The sequence below is a fragment of the Niabella sp. CPT15-335-S11 genome (assembly GCF_058792415.1).
In genome coordinates this window covers 761,371-781,172 of record NZ_JBYTEI010000001.1, presented here as the reverse complement: position 1 = coordinate 781,172, position 19,802 = coordinate 761,371, and the positions used below count along the sequence as shown (strand labels likewise).

Genomic DNA, 19,802 nt, shown 5'->3' with positions numbered 1-19,802 from the left:
ATAAAAAATCTACATATGAGGAACGCAGCAATCATTTTGCTTTTGATACTCTCCTTCCGGTATCCTGCGATCGCGGATTCGGGGAAACCATCTCATTATGTAGTCATTGATACCGATGGCTCCCTGGATGATTTCAGGGCTATCAATATGTTTCTCGCAGGTCACGATTTCAACGTTCTGGGCATTACTGCTTCGCAGGGCAGCCTGAGCCAGGGGGAAGTTTTTGATAAAGTTGGCGCCTTGCTTTATACCTATTACCATAATGGCATCCCCATCGGCGCAGGAGAGTCTTTATCAAAGCCATTGCCGGCCTGGAGCGGCTTTGCCAGACAGATCAACTGGGGAAAACAAGTGGGATTAAAAAAGCAGAGCGCCGTTGATGTTATTGAGAAAGCCGTTGACGGATGTGCTGAGAAGGTCACGCTCGTTGCCCTGGGTCCGCTCACGAATTATGCGCGGTGGATCAAACAGACAAGGCACTCTTTAGACAAGATTGAGAAACTTGTCTGGTACTGTGAACCCGAAAAGTCGGGCTCATTCAATTACGTCACCGACAGTCTAGCGTGGATGGACATTATGGGTTCAAAAGTCCCGCTGGTGATGGTTTCTAAAGGGAAAAGGACCCTTTCCCCTGATCAGGACTATATGTCCGCCCTGCAGCAGCCGGGTAACATCTATACAAAAACTATATTGGATGTACTTAACACACCTGTGGTAAAAGAAAAACTGAAGCAGGGACATGCAGGGTTATGGGATGATCTGGTACCCTTATACCTTTCGCACCCCGATTTGTTTGATGTGGAAAAGAAAGACGGGTATGAAAATGCCATGCTGAAACAAACCGTTTCTGCTGCAAAGATCTACGGCGACATTGCTGAAATCCTGCATTCAAAAACAGCGGCGATGAACCGGGTCTTCACTACATTTCCAATTCAGCAAAATCTGTATAAGAAAGATTATGCAGAAATAATCCCGGGCACAATCTCCGACTTTGGTCTGGCCGAATGGAAAGCGATCACTTTAACCAACGAGGTACATGGACATACGGGCATCTATTCAATAATCGGCGCAAAAGCAGGCATCAGGGCCTGCGAATACTTTAATGTAGGGGTAAATAACTTATATGCTATTTCCTTTGCGGGTAACAAGCCACCGCTCAGTTGTTTCAACGACGGCATTCAAATCAGCAGCGGGGCAACGATTGGACAGGGGCTTATCACCGTTTCTGACACAGTCATAAAACGACCCACCGTCATTTTCCGGTTTAATAACCAAAGTGTGAAGTTTACTTTAAACGAAGATGTCGCGCAAAAAATGCAAAAGGATATCCAGAAAGGAATTGAACAATTTGGTATGACGCCCGCTTATTGGCAATACGTAGAGAAACTCGCTAGGGATTATTGGGTTAACTTTGACCGTCATCAGATTTTTCAGATTGATAGAATGTGACGCATGCACGAAGTATCTATAGCTCAGTCGATCGTTCAATTAATGTCGGAGGTAAAGCCGGCCGAAACCCCTGGATATATTTCAGCAGTCAATATCCGGGTGGGTGAATTAAGCGCGATAGAAACGGATGCTTTGCTCTTCGCGTTTGACATTGTGAAAGCGAAGACGCTATTAAGCAGAGCCATGCTCAACATTGAGATCGCCGAGGGGAGGGCGATCTGTAATTCCTGTGGCACAGAATTTCCTATGCATCATTTCGCGACTTCATGCCCCAATTGCGGAAGCTACCAGGTTTCTATCACCGAGGGCAAAGAAATGAAGGTGGTAAGCTATGACCTGGAAGATTCCTAAAGACTATTCAGTTCTGGTCCCGGGCTGAAATGTCTTGAACAGGATACCGGTTTGTACAGGGCCGGCGACATTGCAGTTCCGGACCGCCCCAGCAAATTTGAAAATTGCCCGATCTGGATATTTGTCACAAATTAATCTAAACGAACTGCAGGTTTCTGCAAGGCTTACCGCGCTTCAAACTTTAATCGCCCAGAATTAATGTGAAACATCGGGTCAGGGTTTGAACAGCGGAAAATCGGTATTCTCTACGTGTGCCTGCCTCATATATTCACCCATTTTTTTCACTATATCGGGATATTTTTTGGCGACATTATTTTTCTCAGCAGGATCCGCGCTAAGATCAAAAAGCTCCAAAGGATTATTGGGATTAGCTTTTACATTTAACCGGATAGCTTTCCATTTTCCCGCTCGTACAGCCTGACTGCCACCACCTTCATGAAACTCCCAGTACAGGTATTCATGTTGTTGCTGGGTTCCTTTGTGCAGCAGCGTAGGAAGCATCGAAACGCCGTCTATTTCCCGGGGTGTAGTCACAGCGGCAAGGGAAGCAAACGTGGGAAGAAAATCCCAGAAAGCCCCCGCAAAATCAGTTACAGATCCCGCGCGAATCCTACCCGGCCATCGGGCGATCATCGGTACCCGGATACCGCCTTCATATAAATCTCTTTTGATCCCCCTGAAGACACCACTACTATTGAAAAATGCCGGATCATTCCCACCTTCATGATGGGGTCCGTTATCGCTTGTGAAAAAAACCAATGTGTTTTTGTCCAGGCCAAGCTTCTGAAGCGTCTGAATGACGTCCCCCACATATCTATCCAGCCTGCCGACCATCGCAGCATAAGCTGCTTTTGGATAAGCCTGGGGTTGGTAACCGACGCCGTTCCAGGTTTCAGGCACCTGAACAGGCTTTTCATTAAAAGCCTTTTTATAGTATTCAAACAAGGGATCATTCTTTGGTATTTGCAGGCCGGCATGCGGCAGGGTATAAGTCAGGCAGATAAACAACGGGCTGTCTTTGTGCTCTGTGATAAATGAAAGCGCTTTCTGGTGAATCATGTCGGCAGCATAGGCCGTCTGCGATGTAGGGGTATTACCGAGCTCGATTCTTTGATCATTATCCCAAAGATGATCCGGGAAATAATTATGCGCCTGAGCCTGGCAGTTATATCCATAAAATCGGTCAAACCCCTGGTTCAACGGATCACCTTCGGTCCCCACGAAACCCAGGCCCCATTTACCAAAAGCGGCGGTGGTATATCCTGCCTTTTTCATCAGCTCTGCTACCGTCACGGCGGAAGCTTTCAGTGGCCATTGCCCTTCAGGCCTCACTTCTTTGTTCCCCCGGATAGGAGTATGCCCGGTATGCTGCCCGGTCATCAACGAAGAACGCGACGGTGCACAAACCGTAGTTCCGGCATAAAACTGTGAGAATCTCATCCCTTCGTGCGCCAACTGGTCGATCTTCGGCGTCTTGATCTTCTGCTGACCATAAACTCCCAGATCCCCGTAACCCAGGTCATCCGCAACAATCAATATGATGTTTGGTTTAGAAGCATGCGTTTTGAGGGCGCTTGTTTTTTGTCCATTTGAAACGAAAGCTCCACTCAACAAAAGGCAAACCAGCAGTATCCGGTATTTCATTCTTTTTCGGTTGAAATTTGTAAAACTATTTTCGAGCTAACCCGCTCAGAGGCGATATTTGCTGATAAAAGTAGGTCAGCCCCGGCAAAGAAAAAACTTTTCACCCCAAATACTGAGCTGTAGGGCTCAGATATACCGGTTGATGATATTCTCCATGTACTCCTGTCTGCCGCTGATCGTTTCCGGCTCACCGTGATCGATGGCATACTGACGAAGATCTTCCAGCGTCAGCCTGCCTTCCTCAAAAGCCTGCCCCTCACCTGTATCAAAGCTCGCATAGCGCTTTGATCGCAGCGACCGGTATTCGGATTGCTCCCAGACCGCTGCCGCCACCAGCAATGCCCTGGCAAAACTGTCCATACCCGCGATATGCGTATCCTCATTGGCACATTTTCACAATAATGAATATCGATTATAGAAACAAAGGTGCAACCGATTGCTCGAATTGTTTTTTACTTCTTGAAGAATATGGGGGGCGGGCTTAGATTTCCAATCACAATGGCCAGCTTAGGTTGGCCCCGGCAAACGAAATGATAGAAATTAATCATTGCCTTCCGTTTTTCATCCTTTCAATTCAAAAATTTTGTTTTGGCTGATCAGGAAATATTCCTCAATTTCATGCAAGCGATTGCATCTTTAAACCAAAAACTTTAGCATATGAAAAAGTTATCCTTTCTCCTGATAGCTGCCTCTGCTTTGCTGGTGGGCGGTTGTGCGGGTGGCCAAAAAACCAACCGGGCCTTCGCGGATTTAAAAGACAAGTTCAAAAATGACTTTCTGATCGGTGCCGCTATCAGTGCGGTCCAGGTTGATGGAAAAGATGCGGTTGCAGCAAAACTCATCCCCAGACAGTTTAACTCCATCACTCCTGAAAATGTGATGAAAAGCGCAGAGATTCATCCCACTTGGGATCGCTACAATTTCAAACCGGCAGATGATTTCGTTACATATGGCCAAATACATCATATGTTTATCGTGGGTCATACCCTGATCTGGCATAGCCAGCTATCCCCATTTGCACAACGGATCCAGTCAGCCGATTCGCTTAGACTCTTCATGCAGGAGCACATCCGCACGGTCGCCGGCCGCTATGCAGGAAAAGTGAATAGCTGGGATGTGGTCAACGAAGCCCTGAACGAAGACGGGAGCCTCCGCAAATCGATCTTCCTGGAAAAGCTTGGACCCGCTTACCTCGTCGAGGCATTCAGGCTTGCAGAAAAAGCCGCATCAAACACCTTATTATATTATAACGATTATAATATTGAACATCCCGCGAAAAGAAAGGGAGCCATTGAGCTGATCAAAAATATCCAGGCATCAGGCGCAAGAATAGATGGCGTGGGCATCCAGGGGCACTGGCGCCTTGGACAGGTCCCTTTCAAAGACATTGAACAAAGCATACTTGAATACGCAGCACTTGGCATCAAGATAGCAATAACCGAGTTGGACATCAATGTACTACCCAGGCCCGAAAGGATGTCCGGCGCTGAGGTCAGTCAGCATTTTGCCCCCGACCCTAAACTGAACCCCTATCCAAACGGCCTGCCGCAGGCGATTCAGGAACAACTGAAAAGCGACTATGAGACCTTGTTCAGGATTTTCTTAAAACATAAAGCAAACATTAGCCGCGTTACCTTCTGGGGCGTTTATGACGGGCAGTCATGGCTGAACAACTGGCCCGTGAAGGGCCGGACCAATTATCCGTTACTCTTCGACAGGAAGGGAGAAGCAAAACCGGCCTACCAGGGAGTAATCACTTTAAATGACTAAATATCAAATTTTAATAATACGTTTTGAGTCGTCATTCACAAACACTCTCTGTCCTTCAAAAGATCGGTACAGCCGGGGTGATCTGGCCGCGAATCAACCCTGATAAAATTCCCGGTCTACGATAATGAAATGCACCGTTATAAAGGCCCGCAACTTAGCTGTCTATGCTGCCTCTAAGTGAGCCCGCGCCAAATTGGGCGTAATTCCTCATATTTGCATTCAATTATTGTAACTAAACAAGCGAAATAAGATGGTTTATAAGATGAATTACAGCATGCGTTGGTTTGGCGAACAGGACGAGATCAGCCTCAGCGATATCAGGCAGGCCGGTGCCCAATCGGTGGTTACCGCGCTTCACCAGATTCCGGTTGGGGATGTCTGGACCAGGGAAGAGATCCTTCGCAGAAAATCGGATATTGAAAAAGCTGGACTAACCTGGAAGGTGGTGGAGAGTCTGCCGGTGCACGAAGACATCAAAAGGAGAAGTGGTCCTTTTCGGGAATATATCGATCATTATAAGATCAGTTTACAAAATCTCGCCGATGCCGGCCTGGAGGTGATTGCCTATAACTTTATGCCAGCGCTGGATTGGGTGCGGACCGATGTTTCCTACCCCATGGAAAGTGGTGCAAAAGGGCTGCGCTTTGAATGGATTGCCTATGTGTGTTTTGATCTTTTTATTCTGAAAAGACCGGGCGCAGAAAAAGATTATTCCTCTGATGACCTGGAAAAAGCAGAAAAGTATTTTTCACTGCTCAGTGAAAAACAAATAGAAAAGTTGTCGGAGTCCTGTCTGATGGGCCTACCGGGCTCAACCGGTACCTTTTCCAGTGACGAGGTACTGAAGTTGTTAGCGGGTTACAACAATATTTCTGAAGAACAGCTACAGGACCACCTGTTTCGGTTCCTGGAGGAAATCGCTCCCGTCGCGGAAAGCCTGAACCTGAAACTGGCTATTCATCCCGATGACCCCCCCTTTCCAGTCTTTGGCCTGCCACGGATCATGAGCACTACCGCGCATATACAGAAACTCCTGGAGACGATACCGGTTCGCTCCTCCGGTTTGTGTTTATGTACCGGCTCGCTGGGCGCCGGGGAAGACAATGATCTCCTTCAGATTCTAAAAACACATAGCAACCGCATTCATTTCCTCCACCTTAGAAGTGTTCAAAGAGAAGGCAACAAGAATTTTCATGAAGCCAACCATTTGGAAGGCAGCGCGGATCTGATAGCGTTGATCGGGGAGATAAGCCGTATCCAGGAAAACGAGCAACGAAGCATACCCATGCGCCCCGATCATGGACACCTAATCTCTGCCATGGACCGGACCATGTACCCAGGTTACTCTTATATTGGCCGGTTAAAAGCGCTTGCCGAGATCCGGGGTGTCGAGCAAACGGTTTTGAGACTCAGGAGAGGCGCTAGACAGTAGACATTAGACTTTAGATATTAGACATTAGGTTTAAATATTAGATAGTCTTGATATGTATTACTTAAACTGTTGTGGGTTCCACAGGTCAGGGCATTTTATATTTGAGCTTATGGCAGACAACGCTTAATCGTTCCTACATTCGTTGGAATTAGGACCTTTCGCAGCATGCCTAGCACACCATGAACATGGTCAGCAAATCATTATCCCGAGCTCGCACGCTGTACAACCGTGGCCGGAATTATCAGCGTCGGAGAGCGAACTTCTTTTCCCTCGATAAAATCCGTAAGTAACCTGATGGCATTTTCGCCAATGCCCTGCATGTCCTGCTTGACATAAGTCACCGGTGAATAAAAAAAGTCATACGCCTCATTCTCATCGAAACAAACCACTCCCAGCTCTCCTGGGACTCTGATACGCAAAGTGTTTAAATATTTCAGAGCTGCAACAGATATGGAGTTCGTAGCAAAAAACAAGGCGTCCACCTGACGCTTCCTACCCATTAAAAGTTCATTTAATATATGAGGAACATCTTCCCGTAAGTTTTCGTGCGTCACCCTGTAGATATGTTTTTCGATCAGCGGGATATTGTTATCTGACAGCGCGCTCTTATAACCCGCGATGCGATTTTGCATATGCGTGAGAGCAGAATTATAAGCGATCATTCCTATCCGCTTATATCCGTTCTTTATTAAAAGGTTTACCGCTTCGTACGAAGCGCCTTTATTATCAATGACCACAGCATTTGAATCATCCGAACTAAAAGATCTGTCAATCAAAACATATGGCATATCCATTCTATTCAGCAGTTTCAATTGTGTGCTTGAACCTTCAACCGGCGTAATAATCAAACCATCAACCTGCCGGTTAAGAAATGTATCGATCAGTTTCTTTGATTTATCTATTTTTTCATCGCTGCTGCCTATGATTACGGTATAGCCCCGTCCCGCTGCTTCGTTTTCAATGATTCGCGCCAGCATGGCAAAAAATGGATTGGATATGTCCGCCACAATCAGACCAAGCGTTTTGGTGCGGCCGGATTTAAGACCTCGCGCAATAAGGTTAGGTTGATATTTTAATTTTTTGGCTACTTTCTTAATTCTCCTGGCCATTTCATCTCCCACTCTTTGCTCTTTTGCTTTTCCATTTAGCACATAAGACACGAGCGCCGTTGATACACCCACTTCTTTAGCAATATCTTTCAGTAATACCTTTTTGGCCATAGTTCTCTACTCCGAAATTTACGGTATCGAAGATAATTAAGTTTATTTCTTTTCTAGATAAAAACCACCATCCGGTGGCTGCAAGCCATCATATTAACTTCAATGTCTATGAAAATTATTGCTTTACAAATTTTATCCGGCCAAATTCTATATTTGGATTTGATGTTTTCGAGCGAAACAAAATATTCACCGGCATTTGAGGAATATCAATTTTATTAAGTTCAACTTCACCCAGGTAAACGTCTTCGCGTCTGTTATCAGCGGTCAATTTTACAGTTCGCCAGTCCTGAATCCGTTTTGAATCTGAAATGCGCACGTCGAAAGTATTCACGTCAGATATTATTTTATATAGGTACACTTTATACCGGCCTCCGGGCAATTCATTTACATTAATGGCCACAGACGCGTCACCCGCCCCATTAATAACCGCGTTACCGTTGCGAAACTGAATGTCTCCGTTATAAGTCAAATGCTTTAAAAAGTTGGTGTAAAAAGTAAACTCCGGCGGTATTGGATTTTTCGTGAGTCCGTTTACCGGCGCTGCGTTTTGTTCTACCGGCGCTTCTGCATAATACATTGCCACCGACACATTTTGAACAGGCCGATTATTGTTTACCGGCCCATGCTCCATGCTGTGATAAATGCTTTTATAAAAAGGAAGTTTATCTGTAATATAAAACCTGTAACCCCCGGTTCTGCTAAGGGGTATGGAATAACTTAAGCAGCCGCTGAGAGGCGCACCACCTCTTTCTGTCCAGCCCCCGGGCTGTGCGTACCAGCCGCCGTTAAAATAATCTTCGCTGCCTGTGCCATGCAGGTTGTTGATACCGTCTATTACGGTAGAATCATCACCTTCAAAAAACTCGGTAAAATCAGTATACGTTAACGCCTGCACATTCAGAATCGTACCGATATAATGACCCTTGCCTTTACCATCGAGAAAAACATAAGGTTTGCCGATATCGGGTGAGTTATTTTTCCAAAATGCATAAAACTTTCCTTCGGAAATGGCATTTCGTTTGACATTGGAATAATAAACAATAGCGCGGATATTCGCCGGCTGCTGATCTTTTATCTGAGCGTTAGCACGATATACGATCTCAATTTTTGCAGCCTTGTCAAACGGCATGGGTATATAACTGTATAATTTGGATTCAGTAGCCCCAAGATACAAGCTTTCCATTGCACGCTCCCCAAATGAATATCCAAAAAAATCAGCAAGAGGAACGTACACTGCCGGCTCAGCCGCGTTATCCCAGGTAATTTTAAGATCCAACTGTTTATACTCGCCTTCGAAAATAGCCGATGGCATGATCTCTATGCCTGAAATTCTGCCGCCCTGTTTCAAATCTGCAATCGTTTTTGACTGGCCTGGCTGTAGTGGGTTTGTTGTCTCAATTTTCTTTGCCTCCTTATAAAAATTGAACACGGTTCTGTCATTATTTTTCCACAGCGCCGCCACATCCTTCAAGATTTTTGTTTCTGATGCAGAAAATACCGGATTGAACGTTTGCACGCGATAGCGCTTATCGTACTCCCTATATTGTATCTGATGAAACATGATCTTCTTACCCCTGAAAACGATTTTGCAACCGTTTGAATAGGGAATGGGGACGTAGCTGTAATACCCACCCACCAGGTAGGCGTCAACAAGAGGTTTAATAAAAGGGGCAACAGTTCCGTTAAACAAATCACGAAACTTGATGGAGAGACCCGGTTTACTCTTCCCGTCAAAATAAAAATCAAGTGTATCATCCGTTGGCGTGGGCGTCCAGATCCTTTCGATCACGCCCTGCCCTTTAGCATCGAAGATCACCAGACCGCCACCTTCATTCTTACGAAGGAAGGAATATTTACCACTAAAACCATCATCATTTCCGCCCGTGCGGTCATAGGAGGATTCCTGCCTTACAAAGGTCCCTTCAAAATAGCGGGGCAACAATGCAATGTCCGAAAGCTTTTTCAGCTCTGTCTCTGTATTGATAATCTGCTGGCCCCAACCCGTAATACCCGCCAGTAAAATTACACCTGCAAAAAAGATTTTTTTTATATCCATTATCCTAGTATATAATCAGCAAATATTGTTTCAGTTCTATGGTATATGAATCCGCAACTTACGGTATTCTGAAATTTGTTACTGAAGTGTTGTACGAACAGCATTAAGGTAATAAGAAGTTGAGATCAGAATGACGCTTATTCGTTTAAGCAAAAATAGCATAGTTTTTTATTCTACCAAATCCTTTTTAAACAAAAAAAACTCCTGCGAAAGTTCAGCGCCGGAGTCTCAAACATTAAAACCAGGCTAATGCCCGATTAAAACAGGTTATTTTTTTTCAGCAAAGCAGTCGCTTCGATCAGCATCATCCCGCTCAATTGCGTTGTCAGGTCTGTCTGATTGGTTGGCGGCGTATCCCATGACGCGTTAAATAAAGGATATTGCTTGTTGGTTCCTTTCGCCCACATCGTTTCGGCATTCTTTTTCAGAAAGTCTACATATGACGTTTTTTTATCCGCCGGAAGGCCGCCATCGATGATCAATAGCGTGAGATAGCGAACAAATACTCCTTTAAAAAGTCCTCCGTCTCCACCGCCCTCGCTTTTAAGTATGCCGGTTGCTACAAGGCTCCCGATCGTATAATCTGCCGCTTTAACGGCGTCATTCAAATAATTTACATCGTTGGTGACCTTGTATAATTCATACGCAGCCCCAAGAAAAGTACCCTGGTTGTAGGTAAAGATCCAGCCGGGATTCGTTTGGACAGTTCCATCTTTACTGATGTTGTCATAAACCGAACCAACAGTACTGTTAAAAAGTTTGCCCTTCTCCCACGCATAGATGTTTTTTGCCATGTCCAGATCGGCCGCAGTACCAAATTGTTTATAAACCCTGGCGCCAAGAATAGCCGCGGGACCATTTGAGCAGGCATTTTTAGAACCTCTGTCTTTGTTCCACCAGATACCGCCACCCAAATCTGAGGACCACCCGTTCTTAATATCCGCCCAAACAATATCCGCAACGTTTTTATAACGCGTATCATTTGTAGCCTGAAACGCCCGTAAACTTGCCAATCCCATCCATTCCATATCATCATAATAATGATTGATCCAGGTATTTCCGTTTTTCGCGTACATCCCGTCCAGGAGATCATCCATTTTTGTTTTATAACCAGAAGAACCGGTGCGCAAATAACCATCAACGAGCACATCTAATGTATGGGCTGTTGGCCAGTATTGCACCCAGCCAGTGCTGTTATTATTCGCCAGATAAAATTTCCCCCCGGAGTTGTAAAACAACGGTAGAGAAGACTGAGCGGAATCAGCAATCTTATTCCATTCAAAAACAGTTTGGTACGGCGATGGTTTGGGCGGATCGCGTTTAGACGGCGTATCATCTTTCGACTTCAAACAGGATGCTAAAGAAAACAGCAAAACCACAACAAAAAAACGCTGACACTTTTTCATTTTTCACAAAGTTTGTTCATGTAATTTATGCAATAAATGCCGGCCAGCGAGCCGGCATTTATTAATTTTAAGGTTTCTTATAATTTTGATTATACTTCTCGGTGGCATTCATTTGTACCCAATAATCTGCAACGGCACCGGCTGTAATATAATTCCGATCAATCTTCCAGCCATAGTCCCAGCTGCCTCTGTTACGTGTCAGATCAATAGACCTGTAATCCAACGAACTGGGGTAAGCGCCATCCTGGCCTCCCGGATCGCCCATAAACGAATTTATCCAATACTGGCGGTCACTTGTACCATCATTAATCAGCATCACATATTTATATCTTTCTTCACGTGATGTCCATCCGGCAGGAGACAGGAAATCTGCCTGCCCGTTCTTCCTCCAGATTCCATTGCCAACATAAGGGAGTTCGAATATTGTTTTGTTTTCGTTTGGATAAAAAAGCGACATATTTTTAACCTCCGCGACCGAGCCGCTTTTTGCACCAAAATCAACTTTCACCCAAAGTACTTTTTCCAGCGCACCACTCAAACCCGTTGGCACCGCACCTCCTACAAGATTCCACTTTGTTCCGCTTAATTGTAATCCGAATTGGGTGTTGTCCTGTGAAGCGAATGCCATATCACCTGCCTTAACTTTTACAAAAACCTCAAAAACACCCTCAGCCAATTTTGTCATTTTAATTTTGTTGCTGCCAGCTTCAGTTCCCGAACCTGTTACCGATAGTTCCGTTGGCATTGGTAACATTCTTTTTATAGTAATCGACCCGTTATCAGTGGCGTTTACAGCATTCCAGCCTTTGGAAGCTCTTACTGTCCAGATTAAACTGGCGCTGTTCAACGGCACTGCGCCAGCCAAAGCAGCAATCGCATCTAACTGCGCTTTCGTAAGCGTCAAATTATTTTGAACGCCTCTTCCGTCAGATACGACGGTAAATAAAGGCTTGGAAAAATCACCACCCTGTTTATCAAAAAGCACTTCGTACAATACAAGGCCCCCATCCTCTGCCTGGGTTGTCTGCCAGGAGAACTTATATTCATTTGAAGCAGAAGCCTCCAGATCGTATGCCTGGCCTTTGGTGGGCGCCGTAAGATTTTTGACCGGGTTCAGGTTGAGGTTCATTTTTTCATTTTTCTCGCAGGAAGTGAACCAAAACAGCATTAAACCCGAAAGCAGCGTTAAATAATATGTATAAGATTTCATTATTTTAAGATTTACAGATTAATAATTTGGATTTTGAGGCAATAAATTTTTATTCAGCTCAATTTCTGATGGCGGAACGGGCCACAAATAATGTTTGGATGCATTGAATGTTCGGAGCTGTACTCGTATGTAACCATTGTCGATGGTCGGGTCCCCGTATTTTGCGCCATGAGCCCAGCCACTCAGTACCGTTTCAGCAATTTTCCACCTTCGGATATCATCAATTCGCAAACCTTCCAAAGCAAATTCCACGCGCCGTTCATTCCGAATAATATTTCTGATGTTTGCGGGGTCCGGAAAATTTAAAGCGTCTGCATCAGTAAAGCCCGCGCGCTGGCGGAGAGGTTTGATCGTTTGATTCCAAACTGCCTCTGTAAACTGCCCCAGCGCTTCCTTTGCCTCAGCGTACATCAGTAAGACTTCAGCATACCTTATCAGGTGAAGGTTCAGTCCCGAACTAATACCCGGTGCTGTAAATTTGGGATCCCAGTATTTACGCCAATAATACCCTGTTTGGCTGCTTTGCCCATCATTTTTATACTCGTTTGAAGTTGGCTCGCCCGCGGGAGTAGAACCAGGTTTGATATAAATAGTGGTCGTAGTTCCGTTTGGCCGTTGCCATCGATATCCGTTATAAACGATCGTTGCCGTCAAACGGGGATCACGGTTTATGTACGGATTGTTCTCATCATATCCCGAACCAGCTTCGTTGATGGCTTTACCATTTGTCATAATATAACTATTCACCAGCTCCTGCGTTGGGGCCAGACCATTTGTTCTGGCTCCCTCAGAAATCGGCGCCATATCAAAATACTCTCCCCAGGTTCTGTCGACCGGTGCAAACTGCAACGACAAAATAGATTCGTTCGTTTTTTTATTGACTGTTGCATTGCTAAACAGGTCTGAATAATTACTTTCCAGCGAATATGCGCCGTTGGTCGCCTGTTGGTTCATCAGTTGTTCGCAAACAGTAGCTACTTCCGCCATGCGGTTGCCTTCGTACAGCAGTACCCGCGCTTTTAATGCAAGTGCAGCGCCTTTGGTAATCCGGCCCAGGTCGGCTTCTGCGTAACCCTCTTTTTTTGGTAATGCCGCGGCCGCGGCGTCCAGTTCACCGAGTACAAACTTTACAACATCTGCTTTCGGCGAACGATGAATCGATTTAGCTTCTTCTACCGATAGCTCCCTGTCCACGATCGGTACATCGCCCCACCTTTTTGTCAGTTGAAAATGAAACCAGGCGCGGATAAAACGTACCTCAGCTTTCATCCTGTCTTTAATAGCCCCGTCAAGAGTCTGGTTTTTATCAATATTCCCCAAAAAAAGGTTGCAGGCTTTTAATCCGCTAAAATAATAACCCCACTCGCCCCTGAACCGGCCAAGATCCGGCGTGAAATTACCGCTCGCTATCAGGGTAACATCATCGCCGCGACGATAAGCGTTGTCAGAAAGTCCGTCATCCATTAGAACATAATTGCTGGTGTACAGCCAATGATAAATATTGGTCAGTGCCAGGTTTACATTGGCAGAAGTATTCCAGTATGTCAAATCCGAATACCTGTCGCGGGGTGCCAGATCCAATTTTTTGCACCCGGCCACGATGCTGAGCATGAACAGGATAAGCACCGGATATTTTATATAAAATTTGCTGATCATTTTGCGTTGTATTTCAAATTAATTAAAACGTAATATCCAAACCGAAGCCATAGAACCTGGGCATGAAATAGGCCCTGGCACTATTGGCCCCCGAGCTGTTAGGATTGAGGTTCCCATTGAACTCGCTCATTTCCGGATCCAGGAAATCTAGTTTGGATAACGTGATTAAATTCTGGCCGGTCAGATAAAACCGTGCTTTCTTCATCCGGATCCTTTCTGTAACCGACTGAGGAATGTTGTAGCCTATCTGAACGTTTTTCAACCTGGCATAAGCTGCGTTGAAAAGATAAATATCTGAGCCATGCCTGAAATTATTGGTGTTAGCCGCAGAGCCGGCCTCGGCCAACCTTGGCCATCTCGCGTTGGGATTCGTGGGCGTCCAGAAATCGGTCTGATGCGTGTACATCGTTCCACCATAACCAAAGTGGAACGGCTCTACCTGCTCACCCCTGATCATCTGAGAACGTTTGCCTACGCCCTGAATGAAGACCTGAAGGTCCACTCCGTTCCAGGTCATGTTATAAGTCAATCCGTAAGTATATCGCGGGAAAGGATTACCCAGGATATACATGTCGTCTTCGGTTATCACACCATCGCCATTCCGGTCGACAAACTTCAGATCGCCGGGGCCAACGACAGAATTAGCAAACCTGGGATAACCCTTTACGTCATTTACCTGGTCTAAGTTTTGGAAGAAGCCATCCGTTTTGTAACCGTAATAAACGGTGATTGGCTGACCTACTCTTCTCAACAATTTAAACTCTTCTTTATTGTAGGGAGAATATTGGCTTATGCCTGCATTCAAGGAAACCAGCTCGTTAAGATTGTCCGCAAGATTCAAATTGAAAGAATGTTGTACGATTCTGCCGGGGATATTATAGGTTGCTTTTACCTCCCAACCCCTGTTTCTTACTTTCGCAAAATTGTAATCCGGGAAGGTTGCACCAAAAATGAGCGGCACATCTTCCCGCCTAATCAAAATATCACTTGTTGTCTTATCAAAATAATCAAGATTAAGGCTCAGTCTTTTAAATAGCGTTACATCCAAACCAATATTTGCTGTTGCAGCTTTCTCCCAAGTGAGGCCGGGATTACCGAAGCTGAAGCCAGAACCAGCAACGGCTTTATTATTAAATGCATATGAATTAACGTAGGAAAAGAACGTTGTCATATATTGATAAGCGCCAACATTCTGGTTGCCGAGCACACCATACGAAGCCCGAAGCTTCATTTCATTCACCACGTCTTTAATCGGTTCAAAAAAACTTTCTTGTGAAATCCTCCAACCTAAAGAACCTGACGGAAAGAAACCCCAGCGTTTGTCGGCTGGAAATTTCGAAGATCCATCATTACGGAAATCGAACTGGGCAAAGTATTTATTGTCAAAATTATAAGCCGCCCGCCCTAAGATTGAATTGAGGCTGGTTTCGTTAGTACCGTTAACGGTGTTGAACGAGGCCCCTTCATCGATTTTTGTTCCATCAACGGGAACATGAAGGTCGGGGTCAGTATACCTTTTAACGATCTGGCTTGTTTCGCCATGATAAGATTCGTTGGCGCCGCCGAAAAGCAAATTCAGTTCACTTTTTCCGAATTTTTTAAGATAATCAAGCATCAACTGAAGGTTGCTGAAAAAGCTTTTGAAATTGCGGTCGCTGACCCTGCTGTCTAACCCTGCACCACCGGACGGATAAAAACGAATTGGGTTTTGAACTTCATAACTTTTGTTGGCATTAACGTTCCCACCGGCAACGCCCCGTATTTTCAGATCTTTATAAACCTGGAATTCTGCAGTGAGGCTACCAAACACTTCATCATCATCATATTTTCTGTATCCGCCGTTACGCAAGATGCCCAGCGGGTTCAGTTCGGCTGAAACAGCGTTGGTCAAATATCTACCGAGGCTGTCCTGGTAGTTATAATAAAGAGGTACCCGGCCAGCGTCAACGATCAGGTTGCCTGTATTTGAAGAGTGGTCTTTATTATCAACTTTTGTATACGCTAAAATAGTCGTCAGTTTCAGTTTGCCGATATCAGTACTTTGATTGATGCGGGTATTGTATCTTCTGTATCCATAATTCGGGCCCACAAAATTGCTGCGCTGATCCATTAAACCAAATGAGATCATATAGGTATTACTTTCGCCCCCACCTCTGACTGAGATGTTATGGCTTTGCTGAGGCGCATCGTGTAGGATATTTTCTATCGTCCAATCCCCATTACCCTTTTCTTTGAACCGGAGAATATCTTCGGGGGTGTATGCCGGGGCCAATCCAGAGTTGACAAGGGACAAATTTTTATAGTAAGCATTTTCCCAGGCATCAACCTGCTTATACGTTATCCTCGGTTTCTGCAAACCGTAAATGCCATTATAAGTCACCGTGGGCTTTTCGTTTTTGCGACCTTTTTTGGTTGTAATAAGAATGACCCCATTTGCAGAGCGGGAGCCGTAGATGGCAACACTACCCGCATCTTTCAAAACAGAAATACTCTCTACGTCGGTTGGATTGACCAGATTTAAATTTCCACCGGGAATACCATCAATAACCACCAACGGCGAATTATCGCCCAGCGTACTTATACCCCTGATATTTATACTCTGCCCCTGTCCGGGCTCAAAATTCGTTTGTTGGACAATGAGGTTGGCTGCAGTTCCCTGCAAGGCGGTGGCCATATTTATGATAGGCCTTCCCTCAAGAGCCTTGCTGGTTACCGCTTCTACCGCACCGGTAACCGACCCGCGCCTTTGGGTACCATAACCAACCACTACCACTTCGTTAAGATCCTGTACGACGTTGCTGAGCACGATATTAATTACGCTGCCGGATTCTACCGGGACTTCGCGCGCCAGGTATCCGACATAAGTAAACTCCAATGTTGCATCATCTCCAACATTAATAGAATAATTCCCTGTCTCATTGGTAGCAACAGCGTTCCTCGTGCCTTTTTCTGCTACGGTTACCCCCTGTAAAGGTTCGTTCTTTTCGTTGGTCACCCGTCCGGTTATAATCCTTGTGAGTCTGTTCGCAGCCTTTAACATTCTCGATGAGGGTTCGGGCGCCTGGCCGGCGTATAAGACTACCTGACCGTCAATAACCCGGTAGGTGATATTATAATTTTTGATGCCCTCATTCAAAAATTCGGCGACGCGTTGGTTATTGGCAACGTAGTTTATTCTTCGTGAGGCATTGATCGTGTTGGGGCTGTAGACAAACTTAACGCCGGTCTGGTTTTCCACTTGCCTGAAAACGCTGCTCAATGTTGTATTCTCAACGTTGATGCTAAACGTTTTATCCAGTATTCCCTGACTTTTTGCAACTGTTGCATTGAGGCTGAGCGCAAAGGCCATAGTCAGAACGATCTGTGTAATGCTTATTCTCATTATACGTTTAATTGAATTAAGCAACCTGTGCTTATTTTCCATAATTTAGTAAGGTTTCTGTTTAACAAAATGGTTTCACTGCAGAAACGCAGCTCATTCGGTGAGTTTACAGGTTGGTTATGTAGCCGCATAATCAACCTTTTTTAATGAGTTACGTTAACGCCGTTATCAGGAAGTATCGTTTTTCATATTCAATCGTTTAACTTTAATTGGATTTTATTTTTACCGGGGGCACCCCTTTCCTTTTATTAAAACTTTTGTACCCAGCACCTCATAATCCGAATTGGTAGACAGGCAAATAATCTTCAGCAAAACAAACAGATCCTTATTTCTTACATCACCTGTAAATACGCAATTGTTGAGGTTTGAATTTTCCACAACCATTTCAACACCGTAAACCGTTTGTATATCTTCAAAAACCGTTTCCAATTTAGACTGGTCATAGATTAAAGCCGGCTGTTTTGGCGAACCGGGTCTTGCTGCTCTTTTAACCCGCAGGGAATCTGGCACAACCGGTTCTTCTGTTATTATTGGCAAGGGTTTTTCAACAAGTGTTGAAACGACCTTTTGCGTCTCCCTGGAGTACAAAACACGCTCATTTGCCGTAAGAATGACGGGTTTGGAAGTCGTTCTAACACTAACCAGGGCCTCATTTTCGTACACCTGGACACGGCCGGTTCTCACAGCAACTTCTATATCACCATTTTCTTTATTCGTTTGAATGTCGAAACTGGTACCTAAAACCTTTGTAACAATACGGTTACAGTACACTAAAAACGGTTTAGAGGGATTATGACTAATTTCGAAATGGGCATCACCCTCCAGGTACACCTCCCTTCTCTCATCGCCGAACACAGCGGGATAATGGATGCGGCTCCCGGGCTGAAGAACTATCTTACTTCCGTCAGGAAGTAGCATTTTCACTGGCAGACCCGAATCGTTCATTTTTGCAATATCAGTTTGAGGAATGATCGATGAAAATTCGTCAGCAGTCCTTGTGTTAAAGTAAAGAAAAGCGGCTGTCGCCAGGACGGCAAGGAAACAGGCAGCAGCGATCCACCTGATAAGTACTGTCTTTTTTCTTTTTGCCGGGAATAATTTCTTCACCTTTTCGTCAGAGGAAATGATACTCCTTGCAATATCCTGGGCCACGTGAGGAGGCAGATCCGCCCCATGCTGCAACCCGCTATAATAGTCACTGAGAATCAGGCTTCTGACCTCATCGTCATAACGGTTGCTCAGCAACAAAGAAAAAAAGGCATCGTACTCTTCGGCGGTACAATTTCCTGCCCTGTATTTGCTAAGCAGATTTAAAAAAATTTCCTTTTCAGTCATTGAAACAAGCCCTCAGTAGTATATACAGTAAAAAGGCTTTAGTGGAGTACAAGGAGGTAAAAAAAATTAGAGGAACGTTACTGATAGCATCTTATTTTCCTTTAAGTATGCCCTGACAGAAGTCAGCGCCCTTGACATATGGGTTTTTACGGTCAGCGGAGAGGTGTTAAGCCGTTCGGCGATTTGTTTGTGTGATAAACCACCTTCCCTTGCAAGTAAGAAAACTTCTTTTTGTTTTTCAGAAAGGCGATCAATCGCGTTGTGTAAACAATTTTTGTACTCTTTCAATTTTATTTCGTCTTCCGCATTATTATACGCCTGGTCCTTCAACAGCCTGTCATCGTCAATTTCAATCCATTGGTGGGCAATTGATTTGAGTTGGTTGAGTAAATGATTTTTGGCTACTGTCAGGAGCCATGGTTCCACAGAAGTGTCTGCATGCAGGTTCTTTCGTGAGAACCATAGTTTCAGAAAAACATCCTGAACGGCCTCCTGTGCAAGTACTGGAGATTTGAGATATATCATCGCCAGTTTGTAGATATTATTCCGATAATGATCAAAAATCAATTGAAAAGCATACTCGCTATCATTTTTAAGTAGTGAGACAAGCTTTAATTCCTGATATTTTTTCTCCTGACCTTCCATAAAAGCCACAACCAGCTAACGAAACTAGAATTTTTATTCGAGATTGTGCTAACCATCAAGTTTTTGTTTCGCAGGCCTGGTTTGAAAAATATTGCCACACTATCCCGGACTCTCATTCGATCAAAAATGGCCGGCATGGAAAACCTACATGAGCAAGCTTCCTAACAGAATAGGAACCCGGAATATAGGAAGAGCATTTGTTGATTTCATGGTTTGTATATCTGCCTGCCCGGAAAAGCAATTTTG

General features: G+C 44.8%; 14 protein-coding genes. 4 read left to right on the top strand and 10 right to left on the bottom strand.

Features of this window, described 5'->3' with window-relative positions; all coding sequences use genetic code 11:
- The first annotated feature begins 15 nt into the window (after positions 1–15).
- Positions 16–1,449, top strand: coding sequence for a nucleoside hydrolase (locus tag AC3WS5_RS03180; protein ID WP_492465755.1), 1,434 nt, complete (start codon positions 16–18; stop codon positions 1,447–1,449).
- A 3-nt stretch (positions 1,450–1,452) separates the two neighbouring features.
- The gene (hypA, locus tag AC3WS5_RS03175) at positions 1,453–1,800 is read left to right on the top strand and encodes a hydrogenase maturation nickel metallochaperone HypA (protein ID WP_492465754.1); all 348 of its coding nucleotides are present in this window, start codon (positions 1,453–1,455) and stop codon (positions 1,798–1,800) included.
- Positions 1,801–2,013: 213 nt separating this feature from the next.
- On the opposite strand, the gene AC3WS5_RS03170 is transcribed toward hypA, so the two are convergent.
- Positions 2,014–3,444 (bottom strand): arylsulfatase, encoded by a 1,431-nt coding sequence (locus AC3WS5_RS03170; protein WP_492465753.1) that lies wholly within the window; start codon positions 3,442–3,444, stop codon positions 2,014–2,016.
- Between the two features lie 126 nt (positions 3,445–3,570).
- On the bottom strand, positions 3,571–3,804 hold the full coding sequence (locus tag AC3WS5_RS03165; protein WP_492465752.1) for a hypothetical protein: 234 nt from the start codon (positions 3,802–3,804) through the stop codon (positions 3,571–3,573).
- A gap of 297 nt (positions 3,805–4,101) precedes the next feature.
- Here AC3WS5_RS03165 and AC3WS5_RS03160 point away from each other — a divergent pair, with 297 nt between their 5' ends.
- Positions 4,102–5,214, top strand: a complete 1,113-nt coding sequence (locus tag AC3WS5_RS03160; protein WP_492465751.1) for an endo-1,4-beta-xylanase — start codon at positions 4,102–4,104, stop codon at positions 5,212–5,214.
- Between the two features lie 250 nt (positions 5,215–5,464).
- A complete protein-coding gene (gene uxuA, locus AC3WS5_RS03155; protein WP_492465750.1) occupies positions 5,465–6,646 on the top strand; it encodes a mannonate dehydratase in 1,182 nt (393 codons plus the stop codon).
- A 200-nt stretch (positions 6,647–6,846) separates the two neighbouring features.
- Here the strand turns inward: uxuA and AC3WS5_RS03150 are convergent, their stop codons facing one another.
- The 8 genes from AC3WS5_RS03150 to AC3WS5_RS03115 form a co-directional block, all read right to left on the bottom strand.
- The gene (locus AC3WS5_RS03150; protein ID WP_492465749.1) at positions 6,847–7,866 is read right to left on the bottom strand and encodes a LacI family DNA-binding transcriptional regulator; all 1,020 of its coding nucleotides are present in this window, start codon (positions 7,864–7,866) and stop codon (positions 6,847–6,849) included.
- 115 nt (positions 7,867–7,981) lie between these two features.
- On the bottom strand, positions 7,982–9,922 hold the full coding sequence (locus AC3WS5_RS03145; protein ID WP_492465748.1) for a glycoside hydrolase family 172 protein: 1,941 nt from the start codon (positions 9,920–9,922) through the stop codon (positions 7,982–7,984).
- 257 nt (positions 9,923–10,179) lie between these two features.
- Positions 10,180–11,328, bottom strand: a complete 1,149-nt coding sequence (locus tag AC3WS5_RS03140) for a glycoside hydrolase family 76 protein (RefSeq protein WP_492465747.1) — start codon at positions 11,326–11,328, stop codon at positions 10,180–10,182.
- Between the two features lie 67 nt (positions 11,329–11,395).
- Positions 11,396–12,538, bottom strand: coding sequence for a SusE domain-containing protein (locus AC3WS5_RS03135; RefSeq protein ID WP_492465746.1), 1,143 nt, complete (start codon positions 12,536–12,538; stop codon positions 11,396–11,398).
- An 18-nt stretch (positions 12,539–12,556) separates the two neighbouring features.
- The gene (locus tag AC3WS5_RS03130; protein WP_492465745.1) at positions 12,557–14,194 is read right to left on the bottom strand and encodes a RagB/SusD family nutrient uptake outer membrane protein; all 1,638 of its coding nucleotides are present in this window, start codon (positions 14,192–14,194) and stop codon (positions 12,557–12,559) included.
- Between the two features lie 22 nt (positions 14,195–14,216).
- Positions 14,217–17,576, bottom strand: coding sequence for a SusC/RagA family TonB-linked outer membrane protein (locus tag AC3WS5_RS03125; RefSeq protein WP_492465744.1), 3,360 nt, complete (start codon positions 17,574–17,576; stop codon positions 14,217–14,219).
- A 222-nt stretch (positions 17,577–17,798) separates the two neighbouring features.
- Positions 17,799–18,911, bottom strand: coding sequence for a FecR family protein (locus AC3WS5_RS03120; protein ID WP_492465743.1), 1,113 nt, complete (start codon positions 18,909–18,911; stop codon positions 17,799–17,801).
- A 66-nt stretch (positions 18,912–18,977) separates the two neighbouring features.
- Entirely contained in the window at positions 18,978–19,556 is a 579-nt protein-coding gene (locus AC3WS5_RS03115) for an RNA polymerase sigma factor (protein WP_492466464.1), read from the bottom strand.
- Positions 19,557–19,802: the final 246 nt, after the last annotated feature.

Coding starts and splice junctions, on each gene's coding strand:
- AC3WS5_RS03180 (WP_492465755.1), top strand. CDS start 16: ATGAGGAACGCAGCAATCATTTTGCTTTTGATACTCTCCTTCCGGTAT.
- hypA (WP_492465754.1), top strand. CDS start 1,453: ATGCACGAAGTATCTATAGCTCAGTCGATCGTTCAATTAATGTCGGAG.
- AC3WS5_RS03170 (WP_492465753.1), bottom strand. CDS start 3,444: ATGAAATACCGGATACTGCTGGTTTGCCTTTTGTTGAGTGGAGCTTTC.
- AC3WS5_RS03165 (WP_492465752.1), bottom strand. CDS start 3,804: ATGGACAGTTTTGCCAGGGCATTGCTGGTGGCGGCAGCGGTCTGGGAG.
- AC3WS5_RS03160 (WP_492465751.1), top strand. CDS start 4,102: ATGAAAAAGTTATCCTTTCTCCTGATAGCTGCCTCTGCTTTGCTGGTG.
- uxuA (WP_492465750.1), top strand. CDS start 5,465: ATGGTTTATAAGATGAATTACAGCATGCGTTGGTTTGGCGAACAGGAC.
- AC3WS5_RS03150 (WP_492465749.1), bottom strand. CDS start 7,866: ATGGCCAAAAAGGTATTACTGAAAGATATTGCTAAAGAAGTGGGTGTA.
- AC3WS5_RS03145 (WP_492465748.1), bottom strand. CDS start 9,922: ATGGATATAAAAAAAATCTTTTTTGCAGGTGTAATTTTACTGGCGGGT.
- AC3WS5_RS03140 (WP_492465747.1), bottom strand. CDS start 11,328: ATGAAAAAGTGTCAGCGTTTTTTTGTTGTGGTTTTGCTGTTTTCTTTA.
- AC3WS5_RS03135 (WP_492465746.1), bottom strand. CDS start 12,538: ATGAAATCTTATACATATTATTTAACGCTGCTTTCGGGTTTAATGCTG.
- AC3WS5_RS03130 (WP_492465745.1), bottom strand. CDS start 14,194: ATGATCAGCAAATTTTATATAAAATATCCGGTGCTTATCCTGTTCATG.
- AC3WS5_RS03125 (WP_492465744.1), bottom strand. CDS start 17,576: ATGAGAATAAGCATTACACAGATCGTTCTGACTATGGCCTTTGCGCTC.
- AC3WS5_RS03120 (WP_492465743.1), bottom strand. CDS start 18,911: ATGACTGAAAAGGAAATTTTTTTAAATCTGCTTAGCAAATACAGGGCA.
- AC3WS5_RS03115 (WP_492466464.1), bottom strand. CDS start 19,556: ATGGAAGGTCAGGAGAAAAAATATCAGGAATTAAAGCTTGTCTCACTA.